The 21769-nt window shown below is 70.5% G+C and carries 15 protein-coding genes and 1 pseudogene; 4 read left to right on the forward strand and 12 right to left on the reverse strand.

The genetic code is table 11. The features are described from left to right. Positions 1-63: 63 nt before the first annotated feature. A complete protein-coding gene (locus tag ACFZB3_RS14160; protein WP_391374628.1) occupies positions 64-885 on the reverse strand; it encodes a trypsin-like serine protease in 822 nt (273 codons plus the stop codon). Positions 886-1140: 255 nt separating this feature from the next. Between ACFZB3_RS14160 and ACFZB3_RS14165 the strand changes: the two are divergent. Both ACFZB3_RS14165 and ACFZB3_RS14170 read left to right on the forward strand, forming a co-directional pair. Then, positions 1141-1401, forward strand: a pseudogene (locus tag ACFZB3_RS14165) (winged helix-turn-helix domain-containing protein); the annotation flags it as partial. Between the two features lie 21 nt (positions 1402-1422). Next, positions 1423-1878, forward strand: coding sequence for a BTAD domain-containing putative transcriptional regulator (locus tag ACFZB3_RS14170; protein WP_391375776.1), 456 nt, complete (start codon positions 1423-1425; stop codon positions 1876-1878). Positions 1879-1923: 45 nt separating this feature from the next. Here ACFZB3_RS14170 and ACFZB3_RS14175 read toward each other — a convergent pair whose 3' ends face one another. The 7 genes from ACFZB3_RS14175 to rplU form a co-directional block, all read right to left on the reverse strand. Further along, complete coding sequence (locus tag ACFZB3_RS14175; protein ID WP_391374630.1) at positions 1924-3147, reverse strand: glycosyltransferase; 1224 nt, start codon at positions 3145-3147, stop codon at positions 1924-1926. A 344-nt stretch (positions 3148-3491) separates the two neighbouring features. Continuing rightward, positions 3492-5576: a hypothetical protein gene (locus ACFZB3_RS14180; protein ID WP_391374633.1), complete on the reverse strand. Its 2085-nt coding sequence runs from the start codon at positions 5574-5576 to the stop codon at positions 3492-3494. Positions 5577-5758: 182 nt separating this feature from the next. Beyond that, positions 5759-7258, reverse strand: a complete 1500-nt coding sequence (locus ACFZB3_RS14185; RefSeq protein WP_391374635.1) for a D-ribitol-5-phosphate cytidylyltransferase — start codon at positions 7256-7258, stop codon at positions 5759-5761. A 298-nt stretch (positions 7259-7556) separates the two neighbouring features. Continuing rightward, positions 7557-8786: a hypothetical protein gene (locus ACFZB3_RS14190; RefSeq protein WP_391374638.1), complete on the reverse strand. Its 1230-nt coding sequence runs from the start codon at positions 8784-8786 to the stop codon at positions 7557-7559. A 330-nt stretch (positions 8787-9116) separates the two neighbouring features. Then, positions 9117-10556, reverse strand: a complete 1440-nt coding sequence (obgE, locus tag ACFZB3_RS14195; RefSeq protein ID WP_391374640.1) for a GTPase ObgE — start codon at positions 10554-10556, stop codon at positions 9117-9119. 136 nt (positions 10557-10692) lie between these two features. Continuing rightward, positions 10693-10947, reverse strand: a complete 255-nt coding sequence (gene rpmA / locus ACFZB3_RS14200) for a 50S ribosomal protein L27 (protein ID WP_030779398.1) — start codon at positions 10945-10947, stop codon at positions 10693-10695. A gap of 14 nt (positions 10948-10961) precedes the next feature. Further along, a complete protein-coding gene (gene rplU, locus ACFZB3_RS14205) occupies positions 10962-11282 on the reverse strand; it encodes a 50S ribosomal protein L21 (protein WP_007381993.1) in 321 nt (106 codons plus the stop codon). A gap of 347 nt (positions 11283-11629) precedes the next feature. Here rplU and ACFZB3_RS14210 point away from each other — a divergent pair, with 347 nt between their 5' ends. Continuing rightward, the gene (locus tag ACFZB3_RS14210) at positions 11630-13663 is read left to right on the forward strand and encodes a glycosyltransferase (RefSeq protein WP_391374643.1); all 2034 of its coding nucleotides are present in this window, start codon (positions 11630-11632) and stop codon (positions 13661-13663) included. Between the two features lie 48 nt (positions 13664-13711). Beyond that, on the forward strand, positions 13712-14305 hold the full coding sequence (gene rfbC / locus ACFZB3_RS14215) for a dTDP-4-dehydrorhamnose 3,5-epimerase (protein ID WP_391374646.1): 594 nt from the start codon (positions 13712-13714) through the stop codon (positions 14303-14305). A 66-nt stretch (positions 14306-14371) separates the two neighbouring features. Here rfbC and ACFZB3_RS14220 read toward each other — a convergent pair whose 3' ends face one another. From ACFZB3_RS14220 to ACFZB3_RS14235, 4 genes are all read right to left on the reverse strand, one after another. Beyond that, complete coding sequence (locus ACFZB3_RS14220) at positions 14372-15166, reverse strand: class I SAM-dependent methyltransferase (protein WP_391374649.1); 795 nt, start codon at positions 15164-15166, stop codon at positions 14372-14374. 348 nt (positions 15167-15514) lie between these two features. Then, a complete protein-coding gene (locus ACFZB3_RS14225) occupies positions 15515-19687 on the reverse strand; it encodes an Rne/Rng family ribonuclease (RefSeq protein WP_391374652.1) in 4173 nt (1390 codons plus the stop codon). Positions 19688-19963: 276 nt separating this feature from the next. Next, the gene (locus tag ACFZB3_RS14230) at positions 19964-20728 is read right to left on the reverse strand and encodes a TIGR03936 family radical SAM-associated protein (protein WP_391374655.1); all 765 of its coding nucleotides are present in this window, start codon (positions 20726-20728) and stop codon (positions 19964-19966) included. Positions 20729-20845: 117 nt separating this feature from the next. Then, positions 20846-21721 (reverse strand): hypothetical protein, encoded by an 876-nt coding sequence (locus tag ACFZB3_RS14235; protein WP_391374658.1) that lies wholly within the window; start codon positions 21719-21721, stop codon positions 20846-20848. Positions 21722-21769: the final 48 nt, after the last annotated feature.

Below are 21769 nucleotides of genomic sequence, written 5' to 3' on the forward strand. Positions count from 1 at the left end.
GGCGCCCGGGCCGCTGCAGAGGCCGGCCGGTTCACCGGCCGGGTCCGGCCGGCGGATCGGGTGCTAGAGGCCGGCGACGCCCTTGATCCAGTCAAGGCTCGTGGGCACCGTCGAGGACCACATCGGGCCGATGCAGACGTTGTCGCTCGTCCGGTAGGTGACACCGGAGGTCACGCCGACCTGGTAGCGCAGCCCGTCGACCAGCTTGAACTGCGGGCCGCCCGAGTCGCCGGAGCAGGCCATGCCGTTGCCCTTGGAGCTCTTGATACCGCGTCCCTCGCCGAGGATGTCGGTACTTTCGATGTCGTTGACGGTGATCGTCGCCCGCTTGAGGCTCTTCGACGGTGCGCCGCCGATCTTGCTCTGCGACCCCCAGCCGAAGATGTAGTTGGTGGTGCCTTCCTCGGGGCTTGCGCCCGCCAGGCGTACATGTTCGGAGTTGGCGTCACGGGTGAGGTGGAGCAGGGCGATGTCGTGGTTGGTGCGCCACTTGATGTCGTCCACCTGGATGACGCCGCCGCCCTCGTTGTACTGCGTGCTCTTGACCCGGACCTGAATCTTGGAGGCGTCCTGTCCCACGCTGGTGTTGGCGAAGCAGTGCTTCGCCGTGAGGATCCAGCGTTCTGCGATGATCGAGCCGGTGCACAGCAGATTGCCCCGGCCGGTGCCCGCGTCGGCGCTGTCCCAGAGAATCGCGGCTATGCCGTCGGCCGAGGCCGCGGCTTCTCCGTTCACGACCGTGGGGGATTCGGACACCCCGTCGCCGCTGGTGCCCACCGGGCCGGTGGTGGCGACGCCGTCCTCTGCCATCGCACTCGGCGCACCCGCACCGAAAAGGCTCGCGCCGACGATCGCGGTCGTGGTCACGAAGGTACGAATTCTCAAGGCTGTTCCTTCTGTCGGCCTGCATGGGATCGCCGAACATGCTCGACGCCGGCCCTGAAAAACGCCTGAATTCTCGTTGAAAGCGTGTGACCAATACCGAAAAATCACCTGTTGAATGCAGAAAACGGAACCAAAGATCATGTTCCGGACAACAGGAAAGAGATGGTGATCACTGGATTACTCAGCGGTGACGTACGAGGTCGCTGGGGTAAAATTGAGGTATTGCCCAGGGGTGGTTTAGGCCAAGGGGGGACAATGGGTCAGGTCGAGTTCCGACTGCTTGGACCTGTGGATATCTTGAACGGCGAGCAGTCACTGGGGCTCGCGACCCCGCAGCAGCGAGGCATTCTGGCCGCACTGTTGCTCGACGCGAACCGAGTCGTCCCCATAGAGAAGATGCTTCGAGCGATATGGGGAGAGGAGCCGACAGAATCGGCTCGCAACGCAGTGCAGGGATACATATCGAAAATTCGCCGCACTTTGGCACCGTTTCCCGATTGCGGGATAGTGACCAGCCCGCAGGGCTATTCCCTGCAAGTGGACCGGGAGCGAATCGACCTCTACCGTTTCCGGCGCCTGGTGGACGCGGCCCACCGGTCCGACTCGGCACGCTCGGCCAATTACCTGAAGCGGGCGCTCGAACTGTGGCAGGGCCCCCCGCTCACGGGAGTGGCGGGCCAGTGGCTGCCCTCCAGGGTCGGCACCTACCTGGAGGAAGAACGGCTCTCCGCTCTCGAGGACCACGCTGCGGCCGTACTGGAGGTCGGACATCTACGGGAGGCGATCGCGGAACTGACGACCCTCGTCGTCGACCATCCACTCAGGGAGCGGGCGGCGAGCCTCCTCATGGCGGCCCTGCACAGAGCAGGCCGCCGTGCGGACGCCCTGACGGTCTTCCGGAACACCCGTCACCATCTCGTGCGGGAACTCGGCATCGAACCGGGAGTCATCCTGCACCGTACGCATCAGCAGATTCTCAGCGACGCCCTGTGACCACCGCGAGGACACAGCGCCCGAGCACGGCCACCGCCCGCGCCGTCACACGGCCGTAGCCGTCCCGCCCGGCCCGACCCTCGACCTCAGCAGACGGCGCACCTTGCGTGCCGCGCGCCGCAGGAAGGTGTTGGCGGCTTCCTCCCGGTAGCCCTCGACGGCGCGGGCCTCGCGGGGTTCGGCGAGGTAGATCCAGTCGGGGACGCCGGCCGCCTCGGAACGGAAGTGCGGGTAGCCGAGGTAGACGCTGGTGCCGCGGTTCTCCAGGACCGGGACGGGCTGCTTCCCGGCCCGCACGAACTCAAGGACGTCCGGGAGGAGTTCGGTACGCCGGGCGGCGACCAGGTGCAGCTGGAGCCGCTCGTGGACCTTGAGGCGGCGGGCCACCCCGGGGCTCCAGTGGGCGTCCATCAGCGGCTCGGCGAGCTCCAGTTTGTGCCGCCGTACGTCGTCGGTGTCCTTGAGGAACCGGGGGCCGAACTGCGGGAGCAGCGTGACCTTGAACGGCCGGACCATGAGGCTGTCGCGCCGCGGCCCTGCCGGGACCATCTCGGCGATCAGGTTGATCAGGGCGCGCGCGGAGTCGAAGCGGAGGATGTAGCCGCCGGTCTTGGTGACGTGTTTGCCGTCCTCGCGGCCTACGAGGTAGTAGCAGGGGTAGTCGGCGACGACCGAGACGCCGTCGGCGCGCAGATAGGCCTCCATGGTGAACAGCGCGTCCTCGCCGGTCCACAGGGACTCGTCGAACCGCATGCCGTGGCGTTCCAGCAGGGCTCGGCGGAAGAGTTTCTGGGCGCTGAGCGTGAACTTGATGTTGGAGGAGAAGACGTCGGTACGGTCGAGCGTCTTCCCCCACATCGACCGCGGGGGTTTGCGGTTGATTCCCTCGACCTTGCCGAGGACGACGTCGGTGCCGTTCCTGTCGGCCATGGCGACCATGCGTGCCAGTGCCTCGTCGCCGAGCCGGTCGTCGGCGTCCAGGAAGAACACGTAGCGGCCGGCGGCCTTGGCGAGGCCGACGTTGCGCGGGCCGCTGGGGCCGCCGGAGTTCTCCTGGCGGATCACGGTCACCGGCATGGCGGCGCGGGCCGCGAACTCCTCCAGGTACTCCCCCGTGCCGTCGGTCGATCCGTCGTCGACGGCGATGACCTCCATGCGGGCCGGGTCGAGGGTCTGGCGCTCGACGGAGGCCAGGCACTCGACCAGGTACGGCATCGCTTCGTACGCCCCGATGATCACGGTCACATCAGGCTGCGCAACGACGGTCACGTTTCCCCCTAGTCAATGGCGCGTTCCCTCTGCGTCAACCCGATCGCAACGTCGAACGCACCGTCTTAGATGACCGATCGGTGCGACAGGTTGCCCCGGAAGGCACACTCAGTGATCCAGCTCACATGACGAACGGACAGCTTGGTGGTGTACAGCGGGTTACATCGGACAGTACGGGCGCACGGTAAGAGCTGCTCAACGGGAACGGCGAAGCACGGGTAAGAAGACGTCCGCGCATTCTTGAGCAGAGGTAAGAGAACGCGGCGCGAGAACGAGAACGGCGAACGGGCCCGGTTCCGGGGAGATGCCCCCGGGACCGGGCCCGTTCGCGGTCGTGGCAGAGGTCAGCCGGCGGTCGCGCCCTCCGCCTCACCGGCGGTCGCCCGCGGCTTTCCGCCGGGCAGTGCCTCGGCGAGTTCGGCCGCCCCGGGGTCGCCGGCCGCGGTCCGGGCCTCCTGGCCCAGGTTGCGGGTCTCGGCCTTGCGGGCGAGCGTGGCCACCGCGTCGTTGAACTGCTCGATGGAGGTCGGCTCGTCCGGCCCGAGCAGGTAGTGCTTGAGCTCGTCCCGGTCCGCGGCCAGCGGATCGCCCGAGGGGTCGCGTACGGCGTCCAGCAGGCCGCCGAGTTCCTTGGCGCTGTTGGAGAGGATCACGGCGGCGCGCACGGCGGTGTTCGCCCGCTTGAACTCCTCCACGCCGACGCCGGCCGAGTCGGTGACCGCGTAGGGCTTGCCGCTCGCGATGAAGTCGGAGACCACGCTGGAGATGTCGGAGACCATCGCGTCGGAGACGTTGAAGCAGTCGTACAGCTGGGGTTCGGCACCTGTGATGACGGCGTGCTGGTGCGACGGCAGCGCCTGCCAGTAGGAGTCGTTCCAGGCGGCGCGCAGCCGGGCGATCTCCTCGTGCTTCTCCAGGTCGACGACGTCGTCGCGGCTGGCCTCGGCCTCGTCGCGCTTGTCGTCGCCGGTGCCGGCCAGTTCGGTCAGGCGGGTCTCGATGCGGGTCAGCTCGGCCTGTGCCGCCGCCTGGGCGGCCGGGTCGGCGGTGAAGCGGGCGTCGGCGGCGCGGGCGGTGGCGGCCTTCTGGACGAGGGCGGTGACGCGCCGGTGGGCGGCGCCGGCCTCGGCGCTGACGGTGCCGGTGAAGGGGTGCGGCTTGTAGAGGACGCGGACCGGCGGGTCGGCCTTGACCAGCTTCTTCACGATGTTCTCGCCGGCGAGGACCAGGGAGGTGTTGCCGGGGTTGCCGTCCCAGCCCTCCCAGGTGGGCGCGTAGAGCACGGTGGGGATACGGCCGTCGGGGACGCCCTGCCAGTTCTGGATGGGGGCCAGCTGGGGGCGGCCGACCTCGACGATGTCGTCGTCGCGGACGCCGACGTCGGCGATGGCGTAGCGGTCGCGGCCCGCGCGGCCGGCGGTCCACACCTCGTCGTACACCTTGCTGAACGGGTTGACGCTGGCCAGCTTGTCGCTGTCGCCGTGGCCGATGAAGACGTGCTTCATCGTGGGGACGCGCAGCAGGTGGATGTTCTTGCCGACGTTGGCCGCGTAGAGGGCGACACGGACCGTGGAGAGGTCCATGTTCATCAGGTGCACGCCGCCGGGCACGCAGATGACGGGGGCGGTGGTCGGCGCCAGGCTCTGCAGGATGACGCGCTCGCGCAGCAGGATCAGCGGGCGGGACTCCAGCTGATCCATCGTCTCCAGCCACATGTTGAGCTGGTAGGCGGAGTCCTTGGAGCCGGAGAAGTACAGCACGGTCCCGGGCCGGTACTCGGCCAGCCAGTCGTCGACGGCCGCCAGTACGGTGTCGGCGTCCGGCGGGGTCTTGCGGCCGCGTACGTACGGCATCAGTACCAGTACGTACAGGCAGCCCAGGGCGAGGGTGATGCCGATGCCGACGAATCCGGCGACCGGGTCGTCCGTCGCCGCCGAGACCAGCAGGCCGACGACGGCCGCGAGGTCGAGGTGGAGCATCTTCTCGGCGGAGCGGTCGAGCAGGCCGCGGGGCGGGGCGTCCGGGATGCGGATGCGGGACTTCAGGTCGACGTTGCGGGTGGCGACGGGCATCCGGCGGCGGTTGCGGATCAGGGTGACCAACGCGCCGTGCGGGGCCTGCAGTCCGTAGAAGGCGATGAAACAGGCGATCGCGCCGTAGAAGACCAGGCCGTTCGAGAGGTCCATCCTGGCCAGCAGCAGGATCAGCAGCAGCTGCCGGATCAGGAAGCGGATCGACAGGCCGGCCCGGACCTTGCTCAGGCGGCTGACGAGGTAGCTGCCCTTGCGGTGCAGGTAGTGGTCCGCCAGGTACGTGACGGCGGCCGCGGCCGCGAAGGCGTAGACGCTCGGGACGAGCGCGGCGACCATGAGGACCGGGAAGCCCAGCATCATGAGTGCCGCCGCGGCCAGCTCGGCCGCGCTGCCCACTCGGGCGACGCGAATAGCGGTGGATATCACGGAGAACCTTTTGCTGACAAAAAGGCCTGAATTTGACCTTGCGGACAATCTGGGAGGTGGTCGATCCGGGTTCTACGGGTTCAGGCCCCTGCGATTGCTCCGCGAACGCGCAACCACAGAGGCCTGAATTACAGATGACTAATGGCTGTCGATTATGCCACGCCGTCCTGTCGGTCCAGGACACTGGCCAGGGCCTGCTCGAAGCCGGAGGCCTGGCCGGCGGCGGCCGTCGGGTCCTGCTGGCGGACGTCGATGACGTGGCCGGTGAGTTCGGAGAGCAGCACGTCGAGGGAGGTGCGGGCGACGGCCTCGGAGGAGAGCAGCGAGCCCGTCGGCTCCTGGCCGAACGCCTTGGTGCGCATCGGGGTGGCGGTGCGCTCGGGGTTGATGCAGTTGACGCGGACGGCGTCGCCGGCCCATTCGTCGGACAGGGCCTGGGTGAGGTTCACCATGGCGGCCTTGGTCGAGGAGTAGAGGCTGTACTCGGCGCGGCCGCGGGTGTAGCTGCTGGAGGTGTAGAGCAGCAGCTGGCCCTGGGTCTCCGCGAGGTACTTGTAGCTGGAGCGGGCGATCTGCACCGGGGCGAGGTAGTTGACCTTCAGCGCCTCCTCGATGGTGGCGTTGTCGGTCTCGGCGAGCTTGCCGATGCGCAGCACGCCCGCGGTGTTGACGACGTAGTCGATCCGGCCGGTCTCGGCGTACGCCTTGGAGAGCGCGTCGTCGACCTCTTCGGGGTTCTCCACGTGGGTACCGGTGGTGGAGCGGCCGAGGGCGTAGACGTTCGCGCCGTAGGACTCGGCGAGTTCGGCGATGTCCTTGCCGATGCCGTACGAGCCGCCGAAGATCACCGCGGTCTTTCCGGTGAGGAGCTCGCGGTAGGCGTCCTCGCCGTTCTGCTCGGGAGCGGCGGTGGAGGCGAGCTGGAAGAGCTTGTCGGCGATGAAGACGTCGACGGGCTGGGTGACCTTCATGTTGTACTCGTCGCCGGCGACGACGTGGATCGGCACGTCCGGCAGGTATTTGAGGACGACGGAGCAGTCGTCGGTGGCCTGGAAGTTGGGGTCGCCGTCGGCGACCTGGTAGGCCCGCTTGATCGTGGACAGCTTGAAGGCCTGCGGGGTCTGGCCGCGGCGCAGCCGGGAGCGGTCCGGGATCTCTGTGATGAACTCGCCGTCCCCGCCGTGGGTCCGCGTGACGATGATGGTGTCGGCGGACGGGATGGCGACGTCGACGGCCTGGTAGCGCTCCAGGGCGGCCACGCAGTCGTCGATCACGCGCCGTGACAGCAGGGGGCGTACGGCGTCGTGGAAGAGGACGTTGAGGTCCTCGCCCTCGGCCAGGCCCTCGCCGAGTGCCTCGATGGCGCGCTCGGTGGTCTCGTTCCGCGTGTTGCCGCCCTCGATGATCTTCTTGACCTTCGCGAACCCGGCCTTGGCGACGATCTTCTCGACGTCCGCGACGTAGCCCGGTGCCATCAGCACGATGATGTCGTCGATCGAGTCGGCCTTCTCGAAGGTGGCCAGGGTGTGCTCGATGACGGCCTTGCCTGCGATCTTCAGCAGCTGCTTGGGGATCGACAGACCCACCCGCTGACCGGTGCCACCGGCCAGGATCACTGCGGTGGTTCGGGGCTTGGCTATGTGCTGGGACACAGGTGACCTACCTTGGGGCATCAGGGAACCTGGAAATGGTCCCACTTCCGGTAACCGCTGTGCAAGGTGAGCGCCGTCCACTGAATATGTGCCCGCAACCTTTCATTCACCTTGCGTCGCTGGTGATGGGCGCGGCCCGCCGGGCCGCTGGAGGAGTTCCGTGAATTTGCTGTGAGTAACTACACAGGGCATTTCGATTGCTGTGCGTGACTCGAAGCACGTCTCAGCAGCACTACGCCGTGCTGCGGGGACGGCTTAGCCGCGCTAAGCCGTCCCCGCAGCACGGCCTCCCGGCACCTCACCGGCGGCGCAGCTTCTTCAGACATCGGTGCCCCAGGACCCGTACCAGCTCCTTGGACGACGTCTGGTGCACGGTGCGGGACTTCGCCTCGGCGGTGTGGCGCACCGGGGCCGCGGCCGCCGCGGCGAGTGCGCCGTAGAGGGCCTGGGCGGCGACCTCGGGGGCGATGCGGGCCTCGGCGGCGGGCGCTCCCGGCTGTGCGGGGATCGCGGGCAGGGCGTGGAGCAGGGCCGGGTCGCCGACGACGCGGACGCCCATGGCGCCGATGCGTTCCACCATCTCGGCGCCGATGCGGCCGGCGGCCTCGACGGCCCAGGCGGGGGTGGAGATCTTCACGTCGGCGGCCGTGGGGCTGCACGAGTTCTTCATATGCATGACGGCGCCGTTGCGGACGAGCTTGGAATACAGCTCGTCGGGGAGTCCATTGCCGCGGAATTCCACGTTGAGCTTTCGCAGCATTTCGGTCTCGGCGAGGGTGAGGGAGCGGTTCGCCGTGTCCGGGACGGGCTGGAGGAGTTTTTCGGGGAGTCCGAGGAGGGCTTCGAAGGTGCGCATCAGGCCGTCGCGGTCCCGGTCGTCGACCACGACGACGGTGATCCGGTCGGCGCCGACCGCGCGGACCCAGCGTTCGACGAGCCGGTCGTGCCGGTGCCGGCGCCAGAAGCTGGGGTTGGGCTTCTCGTAGGGGGCCTTGCGGAGCATGTGGTCCAGCCAGTCCTCGTAGCCCATGCGCAGTCCGTTCTGCACGTACTGCTGCCACTGGGAGGGCATGATCCTGGCGAGCGGGCGGAGGGTGACGAGGACGTGGACGCGTTCGCCGCCGAGCTGCTCGACGATGCGGGCGACGGTCTCGTCGTCGGGGGCGTCGGCGAAGAACTCGCTGCTGATCACCGAGGTGCGGGTGCCGGTGGCCTCGACCGCGCCGATCAGCCGCGTCCAGTGCTTCTCGGTGGGCACGGTGTCGCCGATCATCGCGGGCCGGGCGCAGGCGGCCAGGGCGGCCTCCATCGGGTGCCGGGTGGTCGCCGGGAACTCCACACCGTGCTCGGGCAGCTTGTCCTTCGCGGCGAACAGGGCACCCTGGATGGCCGTGGTGCCCGTTTTGTGCGGGCCGATGTGCAGCAGGCGGGTGCCGGCAGGCAGGGCGGCAAGGGGACCGGTGGGGCCTGCGGGGTCCGTGATGGCGTCGTTCACCGGGGCTTCGCCTCTCGTACAGTCCGTCTCCATGGTTAACGGAAGGTAAGACGTTTACCTTAGGTTCACCTGAGAGAAGCCTGGGACACAGATGAGTCCCAGGCTCCTGTTACACAGACTTGACCTTCGGCGTGCCCGGTTCGCCGACCATGCTCCGGGTGTTCCCGGTTCGTCCCTCGCGGCGCACCGGGTGACGGGCGGTGGGTGGGCCCGCGGCGGCCCGCGGCTCGGCGGCGGTGTCGACCGGACGGGGAACGGAAAAACCCGTTGGGGCCAGGAGGAGTCCGGCCCCAACGGGTCTGACGGGTCCGACGGGTCTGACGGCGGACCGGCACTCCCCGGCAGCCGGGGAGGCCCGTGGTCCTACTCGAACGGGTCGAAGTCGCCGTACTCCTGCAGGGACTCGTCGCGTTCCGCCTGCCGGTCGCGGCGGCGCTGCACGGCAGGCCGCTGCTCCTCGAAGCGGTGGTCCTCGCCGCGGCGGCCGAGCATCTCGGCGCCGGACATCATGGACGGTTCCCAGTCGAAGACGACGGCGTTGTCCTCGGGACCGATGGCGACGCCGTCGCCGGACCGGGCCCCGGCCTTCATCAACTTCTCTTCCACACCGAGGCGGTTGAGGCGGTCGGCGAGGTAGCCGACGGCCTCGTCGTTGTTGAAGTCGGTCTGGCGGACCCAGCGTTCGGGCTTCTCGCCGCGCACCCGGAAGAGACCGTCCTCCTCCTGGGTGACGGTGAAGCCGGCGTCGTCGACGGCCTTGGGCCGGATGACGATCCGGGTCGCCTCCTCCTTGGGCTTGGCCGCGCGGGCCTTGGCGACCAGCTCGCCGAGTGCGAACGTCAGCTCGCGCAGGCCCAGGTGGGCGACGGCGGACACCTCGAAGACGCGGTAGCCGCGGGCCTCCAGGTCGGGGCGGACCATCTCGGCGAGGTCCTTGCCGTCGGGGACGTCGATCTTGTTGAGGACGACGATCCGGGGCCGGTCGCCGAGGCCGCCGTACTGCTTGAGCTCCTCCTCGATGACGTCGAGGTCGGAGACGGGGTCGCGCTCGGACTCCAGGGTCGCGGTGTCGAGGACGTGGACGAGGACGCTGCACCGCTCGACGTGGCGCAGGAACTCCAGGCCGAGGCCCCTGCCCTGGCTGGCGCCGGGGATGAGGCCGGGCACGTCGGCGATGGTGTAGACGGTGGAACCGGCGGTCACCACGCCGAGGTTGGGGACCAGGGTGGTGAACGGGTAGTCGGCGATCTTCGGCTTGGCCGCGGACAGCACGGAGATCAGCGAGGACTTGCCGGCGCTCGGGTAGCCGACCAGTGCCACGTCGGCGACGGTCTTCAGTTCGAGGACGATGTCGTCGAGGTCGCCGGGCTCGCCGAGCAGCGCGAAGCCCGGGGCCTTGCGGCGGGCGCTGGCGAGGGCCGCGTTGCCGAGGCCGCCGCGGCCGCCCTGGGCGGCGACGTAGGAGGTGCCGTGTCCGACGAGGTCGGCGAGGACGTTGCCGGCCTTGTCCAGCACCACGGTGCCGTCGGGCACCGGCAGGACGAGGTCCTGGCCGTCCTTGCCGGCCCGGTTGCCGCCCTCGCCGGGCTTGCCGTTGGTGGCCTTGCGGTGCGGCGAGTGGTGGTAGTCGAGAAGGGTCGTCACCGACTGGTCGACGGTCAGCGTGACGTCGCCGCCACGGCCGCCGTTGCCGCCGTCGGGGCCGCCGAGCGGCTTGAACTTCTCCCGGTGCACGGAGGCGCAGCCGTGGCCTCCGTTACCCGCGGCGATGTGCAGCTCGACGCGGTCCACGAAGGTGGTCATGGTGCAGTGCCTCCAGCTATTACGGGGTAGTACCAATGTCAACACGCGAAAGGCGGACCCGCCTTCCCGATCGGGAAGTGAGGTCCGCCTCGCGAAACGTTCGGTCTGAGCCCTGGATCAGGGAACTAGATCAAGCTCAGGCGACCGGAACGATGTTCACGACCTTGCGGCCACGGTGGGTGCCGAACTCCACCGCACCGGGCAGCAGCGCGAACAGCGTGTCGTCGCCGCCGCGGCCGACGCCCGCACCCGGGTGGAAGTGGGTGCCGCGCTGACGGACCAGGATCTCGCCCGCGTTGACGACCTGACCGCCGAAACGCTTCACGCCGAGGCGCTGAGCGTTGGAGTCACGACCGTTACGGGTGGACGATGCGCCCTTCTTGTGTGCCATCTCTCCTCAGTCCCTTACTTCGCAGCCGCGGGGATCTCAGTGACCTTGATCGCCGTGTACTGCTGGCGGTGGCCCTGACGACGGCGGTAGCCGGTCTTGTTCTTGTAGCGAAGGATGTCGATCTTGACGCCCTTGTGGTGGTCCACGACCTCGGCCTGGACCTTGATGCCGGCCAGGACCCACGGGTCGCTGGTCACAGCGTCGCCGTCGACAACGAGCAGGGTCGAGAGCTCGACCGTGTCGCCAACCTTGGCGGTGGAAATCTTGTCAACCTCGACGATGTCGCCGACAGCAACCTTGTGCTGGCGACCGCCGCTGCGCACGATGGCGTACACGCGGATCTCACTCTCTCGCTCGGGAACGGCACCCCCGCAGTCCAGCCGCCCGGCGAACGCGGGCGGCCTCTCCGGAACACCGTGTGCTCCGGAGGAAGAGGTTTACGGGGATGTGGCACGTCCTCATATCCATGGACACGCCGACGGTCAAGGTTACGGGGCCGCGCGGAGGCGGTCAAACCGGGCCCGAGCCCGCCGTCGCGGCCGGCCTTCCCGTCGACCCGGTCGCCCCTGAGAAGCGGCTGCGGTTACCCTGTGACCCCCACTCGTGCATCCGTTGGTCACCGGCTGTACACGGATCATTAATGCAGTAGTCAGCTTTCCAAAACTGGAGCCAGGTAACAGAGATGTCGATCAAGGTGAGCGTCATCATCCCGGTGTACAACCCGGGAAAGTACATCCAACCCTGCATCGACTCCTTGTTGAGGCAGACGCTTCCCGCGAACGAGTTCGAGGTCCTGTTCGTCGACGACGGCTCGACCGACGAGACCCCTGCCACGCTGGACGCCCTCGCCGAGCAGCACCCGCATTTCCGGGTGATCCACATACCGAACTCCGGTTGGCCCGGAAAGCCGAGGAACATCGGCGTGGGCGAGGCCAAGGGCGAGTACATCCAGTTCGTCGACCAGGACGACTACCTCGCGTCCGACGCTCTGCGCCGACTGTACGAGATGGGGCACCGCAACGGTTCCGACATCGTCATCGGCAAGGTCGCCAGCAACTTCCGGGGCGTACCGCACGGCGTCTTCAAGGTGGACCGGGAGAAGTGCACCATCCACGACGCGCCGCTGTACGACAGTCTCACGCCGCACAAGATGTTCCGCGCGGAGTTCCTGCGCGAGAACAAGATCGCCTATCCCGAGGGCAAGCGGCGCCTGGAGGACCAGCTGTACATGATGGAGGCGTATTTCCCCGCCAAGGTCGTCTCCATCCTGGGCAGCTACACCTGCTACTACTACTCGAAGCGTGACGACGGCAACAACGCGGGTTCCGTGCGGATCATCCCGTCGGGCTACTACGGAAACCTCCGTGAGGTGCTCGACGTCGTCATGGCGAACACCGAGCCCGGCGACTTCCGCGACCTGCTGCTGCGCCGCTTCTACCGGGTGGAGATGCTCGGCCGGCTCAGCGAGCCCAACGTCCTCAAGTACGACGAGGCCTACCTCGGCGAGATGCTGGCCGCCGTGCGCCCGCTGGCCGAGGAGTTCATGGGCGAGGGAGTGACCGACGGGCTCGGCGCCCTCACCCGCGTCCGCTCGACACTGCTGCGCCGTGACGACGCCGACGGCCTGGTGCGGTTCGCCCGCTTCGGGCAGTCCCTCAAGGGCGCGACCCGGCTGGAGGAGGCCGAGTGGCGGCCCGACGGCAAGCTCGGCGTCACCGTCAGCGCCCGGCTGGTGCACGGCGACGACGCCGAACCGGTCCGCCTGCTGCGCCGCGACGGCCGCTTCTACCTGCACCCCGAGCTGGTCCAGGACGTGCTGGGGGCCGACGAGCCGGTCGACGTCACGGACGAGATGGACCAGTTCAAGGCCGAGATGTCGCTGCGCAACCGCGAGACGGCCGTCGAGTGGCCGTGCGCGGCCGCGTTCACCTCGCATGTCGAGGACCTCGGCGACGGCGTCTGCGAGGTCGTCCTGCGCGGCAGCGGCGTGGTCAGCCCCCAGGGCGTGAAGGGGCGCGGCCCGGTCTCCAAGGGCTTCTGGGACATCTGGATCAGCGTCCGGGGCCTCGGTCTGGTCCGCAAGGCCCGGCTCGGCGCCGACCGCGTCGCCGGTGTGGAGACGGAGCTGCGTCCGGCGCTGCTCGGCTCCCCCGCCCGCCCGGTCATCCCGTACTTCACCGACCCGCACGGCAACCTCACCCTGGACGTCGCCCGCCGCAGCAAGAAGCTGGCGCCCTACCTGGAGAACCGCCCCGTGCAGCGGATGCCGGGCAAGCGCCCGGAGCTGCGGCTGGACGTGTTCACCCGCCCGAAGACCGCGCCGGCCAAGACCGAGCTGGTCCTCAGTTCCGGGGACGGCGGCGGTACGCACGTGGTGCCGGCCGAGATCCGCAACGTGGCCGGCCGCGCCCACATCGCCGTTCCCGCGCGTGCGGCGTCGGTTCCCGCCGGCCGCTGGAGCCTTTCGGCCCGGCTGGACGGCCAGAAGGACGCGGCCCTGCCGCTGTGCACCGTGACCGTCAGGAGCAACGGACGGCTGCAGCTCGACGACGCCCTTCCCGAGGTGGATGCCGAACTCGTCCGCACGACGCTGTCCAAGCGCCGCAAGGCGACCCTGCGGCGGCGGCTGCGCGCCGTCGGCGGTCCGGTCGTACGCAGGCTGCCCGCGCCGGCCCGCAGGAAGCTCCGCGGCCTGGCGGCGAGGCTGACCGGCTGATCCACCGGACCTACCACGGACAAGCACCACGACAAGGATGTGATCGACATGCGGGAGCTCGACATCGCCGGGGCCTGGATCCACGAACCGAAGGTCTTCCCGGACGCCCGCGGAAGCTTTCACGAGTGGTTCAAGGGACCGGACTTCGCCGAGGCCACGGGCCATCACCTGAATCTGGCGCAGGCCAACTGCTCGGTCTCCAGCCGCGGCACCCTGCGTGGGATCCACTTCGCCGACGTACCGCCCAGCCAGGCCAAGTACGTCAAGTGCGTACGGGGTGCCGTGCTGGACGTCATCGTCGACATCCGTACCGGCTCGCCCACGTACAAGCGGTGGGAAGCCGTACGGCTGGACGACGTGGACCACCACTCGGTCTACCTCTCCGAGGGGCTCGGGCACGCCTTCATGGCGCTGACCGACGACGCCACCGTGGTGTACCTGTGCTCCGAGGGGTACGCCCCGCAGCGCGAGCACGGCATCCACCCGCTCGACCCCGAGCTGGGCATCGAGTGGCCGGCGCATCTGACCCCCGTGCTGTCCGAGAAGGACGCGGCGGCGCCGTCCCTGGCCGTGGCCGAGGCCGAGGGCCTGCTGCCGTCGTACGACGCGTGCCGGTCCTACCTGGCGCAGCTGCGCGGCTGAGACCGTACTACGACGAGGGGCCTCGCGGATCTTCCGCGAGGCCCCTCGTCATGGTCGTCCTGCCGGTCAGCCGCCGAGGGCCGCGATCTGCCCCCGCAGCCGCTCGAAGCCCGCGCGCGGACGGCGCAGGTTCCGGGCCCGGACCAGGGCGGGCCAGAAGTCCGCAGCCAGCAGTGCCTCCGGCCGCGCGGCGTGCTTGCGCACCAGCACCTCGTCGGGGACCGCCTGCGGATCCGGGGTGACGTACTCCGCGATGATCTCGTCGTACGCGTCCTTGAGGACCGTGTTCTGCGGATCGGCCCCGAAGACCACGGCGACACCGGTCGGCGCGGTGTCGACCTCGACGACGACCAGGTCGGGTCGGTACTTGCGCAGGACCGTCACCAGTTTGTAGACGTCGCCCGTCCAGTACTTGGTGTGCCGGTCGCGGGCCGCCTCGTCCACGTCGCGGGGCAGCATGTCGTCGAGGACGATCACGCTCGACCAGCGTGAGTGGCGTTCGACGTTCATGAAGTCGCGCAGCGCGTACTCGAAGAGATGCATGCCGTCGATGAAGGACAGTTCCAGCGTGGGATCGCCGCCGAACACCCCGAGCGGGTCGCGGCGGGCGAGGGCGCGGAAGGGGTTGCGGCCTCGCCGCAGGTGCACCAGCGGGTCCTTGCGGGCGAAGAAGTCGTCACTGGTCGACTGGACCAGATGCACGTCGCAGCTGATCGACGTCACCACCTTGAAGGCCGGGTCGACCGCCACCGACGCCACGCGCGAGAGCGCAAGGCTGCGACCGTCATTGACGCCGATCTCCAGATAGTTGCGCGGGCGGTAGACACGGTGCAGTCCACGCAGCAGTTCATGACGGTTCACTGGAGCGGCCTTTCGTCGTAAATTCCGCTGTTCGGGTTCCCGGCGAAGTTACTCGTTGACAAGCATGCGCGTAACCTTTCCCGTCAATTTACCGAGTGTTCCCTGTGAACCGGACGGCGGGAGGAGCTTCCCCGACGGCGCCCTGGTCACCGCGCCCGTCCGGCCGGTGACACTGTGCTGCGGCAATCGGCCGCACCGGTGCCGGCGATCTTGTCGGAGGCGAGGGTGCGCGGGTGCGCGCGGAGCGCGGGCCGGTCGCCGGGGCGGTCCACGACCCGGCGTACACGCGATCGGCTCCCGGTCGTGTGACCGGGAGCCGATGGCTGGTGGTGCGTGGGCCTGGGCCCGTCAGTCCTCGTCGGAGGCGGTGGCGACCGTGGTGGTCTTCTTCGCCGTCGACTTGGCGGCGGCCGTCTTGGCGGTCTTGACCGCCTTCTTGGCCGTCGTCGTCTTCTTCGCGGCCGTCTTCTTGGCAGCGGTCTTCTTGGCGGCCGTCTTCTTCGCCGCGGTCTTCTTGGCAGCCGTCTTGCGGGCCGTCTTCTTGGCCGGAACGGCCTCCTCGACACCCTCCTCGGCGGCCCCGGTGGGGGCCTCCTGGGCCGCCGCCGGCGTCTCCGCCGACGGTACGACCACGACGGCCGTCTCCTCGGACGCGGTCGGCGCGGTGGCCTTGCGCACCGCACGGCGGCGCGGGCGGGCCGGAGCCGCGCTCTCGGCCGCCGCAGCGGCCTCGGGCTCGGCGACCGGTTCCGGTGCCGTCTGCGCGACCGTCTCCGCCTCCGCGACCGTCTCCGCCACCGGGGCGCTCTCGGCGACGACCGTCACCACGGTCGCCTCGGCACCGGCCGGGGAGCCGGCGGGCGCCGACACCTTCCGGGTGGCACGCCGACGCGTACGGCCCTTGGGAGCGGTCTCCTCGACGGCCGGGGCCTGCGCGGCCTCGACCACCGGGGCCTGCGCGGCGGCCGGCTCCGGCAGCAGCGGGCGCTCGGTCTCGACGGCGGCCGGTACGTCCTGCGCGGTCGGCGCCTCCGCCCCGGCGGTCTCGGTGCGGGCCGTGCGGCCCTTGGGCGCGCCCGCCGGAGCCGAGGCCCGGCGGCTCGCCCGGCGGCGGGAACGGCCGCGGCCGGCCGCGGCCTCCGCCTCGGCGATGCTGCTGTACAGCTCCTCGTCCGGCGCGAAGTCGGGCGCGGGCAGCGCGACGGGCCCGGCGGCCTCGGCCGCGACCTCCGCCGCCGTCTCGACCGCGTGGACGGCCTCGGCGTGCTCGACGGCCCCGTCGGCCACGACCTCGTGCGTCTCGTGCACGTCGTGGTCGTGGTCGTGCTCGTGCCCGTCGCCGCCGCGCCCGCGCTTCTTGCGCTTGCCGCCGCCACCGCCGCCGGAGCCGGGCTGCTCCATGTGGACGATGACGCCACGGCCGTTGCAGTGCACGCAGGTCTCGGAGAAGGACTCCAGGAGGCCCTGTCCGACGCGCTTGCGGGTCATCTGGACGAGTCCCAGCGAGGTCACCTCGGCCACCTGGTGCTTGGTGCGGTCCCGCCCGAGGCATTCGAGCAGGCGGCGCAGCACCAGGTCCCGGTTGGACTCCAGGACCATGTCGATGAAGTCGATGACGATGATGCCGCCGAGGTCGCGCAGCCGCAGCTGGCGGACGATCTCCTCGGCCGCCTCCAGGTTGTTGCGGGTGACGGTCTCTTCGAGGTTGCCGCCCTGGCCGGTGAACTTGCCGGTGTTGACGTCGACGACGACCATCGCCTCGGTCCGGTCGATGACCAGCGAACCGCCGCTCGGCAGCCAGACCTTGCGGTCCAGTGCCTTGGACAGCTGCTCGTCGATCCGGTAGGTGGCGAAGACGTCGACCTCGGAGGTCCACTTCGACAGCCGGCCCGCGAGGTCGGGCGCGACGTGCGAGACGTAGCCGTGGACGGTCTCCCAGGCCTCGTCACCGCTGACGACGACCTTGGAGAAGTCCTCGTTGAAGATGTCGCGGACGACCCGGACGGTCATGTCGGGCTCGCCGTACAGCAGCGTCGGGGCGTTGCCGTTCTTCGACTTCTTCTGGATGTCCTCCCACTGCGCCTGGAGCCGTTCGACGTCGCGGCGCAGCTCGTCCTCGCTCGCGCCCTCGGCGGCGGTGCGCACGATGACGCCCGCGTCCTCGGGGACGATCTTCTTGAGGATGGTCTTCAGCCGCGCGCGCTCGGTGTCGGGCAGCTTGCGGCTGATGCCGGTCATCGAGCCCTCGGGGACGTACACGAGGTAGCGGCCCGGGAGGGAGACCTGGCTGGTGAGGCGGGCGCCCTTGTGGCCGATCGGGTCCTTCGTCACCTGGACGAGGACCGACTGGCCGGACTTCAGGGCGGCCTCGATGCGGCGCGGCCCGTTGGCCATGCCGAGCGCCTCGAAGTTGACCTCACCGGCGTACAGGACGGCGTTGCGGCCCTTGCCGATGTCGATGAAGGCGGCCTCCATCGACGGCAGCACGTTCTGGACCTTGCCCAGGTAGACGTTGCCGACGTACGAGGTGGCCTGCTCCTTGTTGACGTAGTGCTCGACGAGCACGCCGTCCTCCAGGACGCCGATCTGGGTGCGGTCGCCGTGCTGGCGTACGACCATCACGCGCTCGACGGCCTCGCGGCGGGCGAGGAACTCGGCCTCGGTGATGATCGGGACGCGTCGGCGGCCCTGCTCGCGGCCCTCGCGGCGGCGCTGCTTCTTGGCCTCCAGGCGGGTCGAGCCCTTGATGGACTGGACCTCGTCGGACGGCTCGGAGGGCTTGCGGGGCTCACGGACCTTGACGACCGTGCGCTCCGGGTCGCCCTCGCCGGGCTCGGCGTCGGCGGAGCTGTCCCCGGCACGGCGGCGGCGGCGCCGGCGACGGCGGCTGCTGGAGGAGGACAGGCCGGCCTCGTCGTGGGCCTCCTCGTCGTCCTCTTCCTCCTGCTCGGCGGTGTCCTCGGCGTCCTGCTCGGCCTGTTCGGCGGCGAACTCGTCGGTGCCGTCGTCGCCGTCGGCGGCGTCACCGCGACGGCGGCGTCGGCCACCGCGGCGGCGGCGCCGGCGGGAGCCGGACTCCTCGGCCTCGTCCTCGCCGTCGGCGATGTCCTCGGCGGACTCCTCCGGCTCCTCGGACTCGTCCTCGGCGGTGGCCTCGGTGACCGGGGCCTCCTCCACGGCGCCCCGGCGGCGGCGCCGACGGCGCGAACCGGCCTCGGCCTGCTCGGCCGGCTCGGCGGCGAAGGCCGCGGGAGCGGTGGAAGCGGCAGGAGTGGCGGAAGCGGTGGAAGCGGCGGCAGCGGACGATGCGGGGGCGGCCGGGGCAGCCGCGAGCTCCTCCGGTTCCTCGGTGCCGGCCGCGGAGGCGGCGGCCTCGGCGGCGGCGCGCTCCGGGGTCTGGAACTTGGGTTCGGTGAACACGGGCGCCTGGAAGACGGCGACGGCGGGCCGGGCCGGGCGGCGCTGCTGCTCCTCGTCGGCGCCGGCTCGGGCGGCGGGCTCGGAGAACCCGGTGGCGGCCTGGCGCACCACGCGGCGCCTGCGGCGCGGCGCCTCGGCCTCGACGGGCTCGGCGGCCGGGGTCTCGGCGACCACCGCCTGCGGCTCCTCGGCGACGGCCGTCTCGGCGGCAGCGGCTTCGGGCGCACCGGCGGGCGCGGACACCCGGCGGGTCGCACGGCGACGGGAACGCGGGACGGACACGGTCTCCTCAGGGGCCTCGACCGTCTCGGGTGCCTCGGCCACGTCGGCGGTCGCGGCGGTCTCCGTACCGGCCTCGGCGGCGACGGCCGGGGCCGCGGCTTCTTCGCCCGCCTCGGCAGGCACCGGGGCACCGGCGGGCGCGGACGCCCGGCGGGTCGCACGGCGACGGGTCCGCGGGGCCGGCGTGTCCTCGTCGGCGGCCGTGGCGGGTGCGGGGGTCTCGGCCGCCTCGGCGGTCTGAAGCGGCTGTGCCTGCTCCGCCTCCGCAACGGCGGACGGCTCCTCCGCCGCGGCCGGGGCCGCGGTGGGCGCGGAGACGCGGCGGGTCGCGCGGCGGCGCGTGCGCGGAGCGGGCGCGGCCTCCTCGTCGCTGTCGGCGGCGGACTCGACCGGGGCCGTGCTTTCGGCGGGCTCGGTCGCGGCGGTCGCACCGGCAGCAGCAGGCGCGACGGTCTCCGCGGTTCCGGTGGCCTCCGCGGCCTCGGTGGGGGCAGCGGCGGGTGCGGACACGCGGCGGGTCGCACGGCGGCGCGTCCGCGGAGCGGGCGCGGCCTCCTCGACGGCTTCCGCGGCCTCTGCGGCCTCGACCGTCGCAGCGGCCTCGGCGGCCTCTTCCGTGACCTCTTCTTCTGTCGCTTCGGCGACGGACTCGAAGGTCTCGGCGGCCGGTATGGCCGGCGCGGTGGTCTCGGCCACTGCCTCGGTCCCGGCGGGCGGTCCCGCGGGGCGGGACGCGGCACGGCGACGCCTGCGCGGCGGCAGGGTGTCGCTGGGGGTGTTCAGTTCGGAGCCCTCGGTGGGCTCGGTCGGTTCGAGCATGCGGGCGTTTCTCCCGTCAGGCTCCCGGGCGCCGCGCCTGGTCCGGCGTCGATCGGTTCGAGCGACCACCGGTGACGTCCACGGCTCGCGCGATGCGCGGTGCCGCCGTGTGGGGCGCGGGCGCCGCACAGGAGCTCTCTGTGTCCTGTCTCGCCGGTTCCGTACGCCTTGTCGCGGACGGCCTGGCGAAAGTCTTCTGGTCGGTGCGCTGCCCGACCCAGGTGGCTCCCGAGTACGAGGGCTGCGCTACGACGTGCGTCCTTCGCGGGACCTTCCTTACGCCGGCACCGTCGCGGTGGCAGTCGGTTCGGCCTTCGAAAGGGCCTCGGCTGCCTCGCGGTCGGGCGCGAGCGGGTCGGTCACCGTGCCGGTCTCTTCATCGAGCAGCCCCTGCGCCAGCCTGGTCACCGCTGCGGGGACCGGCGGCGCCAGGTCGGCCACGGCGCGGAGACCGGACAGGACGTCGTCGGGTCGTACGGCAGGCGTCACGTGCCGAACAACCAGCCGCAGTATCGCACAGGGCTGGTCGGTCGGCCTATCAGCCGTTTCACTCTGTGTTTCAAGTTGCACGACGGCGGGGCGGGCGTCGAAGGTGCGGACGCCGTTCTTGGTGGTGCGCCGGACCTCGACGGACTCGGCGGCGTTGAACGCCGCGACGGCCTTCGCGGCCTCCGCCGGGTCCTGGCCGGCCAGCCGCAGCTCCCACACGGAGGCGGTGAGCCGGTCGGCGAGTCCGGACGTGTGCACCTCGACCGCGTCGACGATGTCGAGCCCGGCGGGCAGGGACTCGTCGAGGAGGGCGCGCAGCCGCTCCGGGTCGCGGGGTGCGGTGAGCGCGATCTCCAGGTACTCGGCCTCGCTGCCCGTGCCGGTGGGTGCGGCATTGGCGTACGACACCTTCGGGTGCGGTGTGAACCCCGCCGAGTACGCCATCGGCACCTCGGCGCGGCGCAGCGCCCGCTCGAAGGCGCGCTGGAAGTCACGGTGGCTGGTGAACCGGAGGCGGCCGCGCTTGGTGTAGCGCAGTCGGATGCGCTGCACCGCGGGTGCGGGCGGCGGGCCTTCGGGCTGTCGCTTGCCCAGTGTCGTCAGTCCTTCGTGGTTCTCGTGCGTTCTTGTGCGAGGCCGTACCGCTGTGGGCCGTACGGCTGGGTACTGCTATCCATCAAGAGTACGTGTGTCGCGGCCCCGGGGTTCCCGGCGGTCCACGGGCGCGGGCCGCCGCGGCTCGCCGAAGAGGGCGCGGCGGACGTCGGCGCGGGCCTGTCCGACAGCTCGGCCGATCGCGCGGGCGGCCTGGGCCGCGGGGCGCAGGACGAGGTCGCGGACGACGTGTCCGACCGGGGTGAGGACGGTCCGGTACGCCCAGCGTGCGGGTTCCAGGAAGATCCACCGGAAGAGGGTCCCGAGAACCCGTCCGACGGCACGTGCGACGTATCCGGCGGCCCGCCAGGCGTGTCCGAGAGCGTCCCCGATCTCGCGCAGGACGACGCCGAGGACCCGGGCGACGGGGGCGAGGACCCAGCGCCACAGGGCGAGGGCGGGCAGGACGAGGAGCACGCGCGCGGTCCAGTACAGGCCGACGGCCAGCTTTTCCGCCAGCCAGGCGATCGCTGCGGCCACCAGGGCGACGGCTTTCGCCACGGCCGCCACGACGGGCGCGAGGAGCCGTACGAGCGCGTGGCCGATCGGGGTGAGCACGCGCGCGTGGAGCCACAGGAGGGCGTGGCCGAGCGGAGTCAGCAGGTGGCGGTAGAGCCAGACCAGCGGGACGACGAGGAGGACGTGCAGGAGCAGGCCGACGGCGCGGCCGGCGGGGGCGAGAAGGTACCGCCACAGGAACCGCGCGACGGCGGCCAGAGCGTCCCAGAGCAGCCGTACCGGCAGCACCACGAGGAACGCGAGGATCCGTACGGGGATTCTGATCGCGACGACCAGACAGCCCTCGGGGTTCTGCGAGTACCGGGGCTGTGACTGTGGCTGTGACCGCTGCTGGGGCTGTGGCCGCTGCTGGGGCTGTTTCTGCATGTCCATGGCCGGAGAGACGTTATCGCGCACCGCGCGGATGCGATCGGCCCGTCT

This window comes from Streptomyces sp. NPDC008092 (assembly GCF_042957285.1).
Lineage (GTDB): Bacteria > Actinomycetota > Actinomycetes > Streptomycetales > Streptomycetaceae > Streptomyces.

Coding starts and splice junctions, on each gene's coding strand:
- rpmA (WP_030779398.1), bottom strand. CDS start 10,947: ATGGCACACAAGAAGGGCGCATCGTCCACCCGTAACGGTCGTGACTCC.
- ACFZB3_RS14225 (WP_391374652.1), bottom strand. CDS start 19,687: ATGCTCGAACCGACCGAGCCCACCGAGGGCTCCGAACTGAACACCCCC.
- ACFZB3_RS14190 (WP_391374638.1), bottom strand. CDS start 8,786: ATGGAGACGGACTGTACGAGAGGCGAAGCCCCGGTGAACGACGCCATC.
- ACFZB3_RS14210 (WP_391374643.1), top strand. CDS start 11,630: ATGTCGATCAAGGTGAGCGTCATCATCCCGGTGTACAACCCGGGAAAG.
- ACFZB3_RS14235 (WP_391374658.1), bottom strand. CDS start 21,721: ATGGACATGCAGAAACAGCCCCAGCAGCGGCCACAGCCCCAGCAGCGG.
- rfbC (WP_391374646.1), top strand. CDS start 13,712: ATGCGGGAGCTCGACATCGCCGGGGCCTGGATCCACGAACCGAAGGTC.
- obgE (WP_391374640.1), bottom strand. CDS start 10,556: ATGACCACCTTCGTGGACCGCGTCGAGCTGCACATCGCCGCGGGTAAC.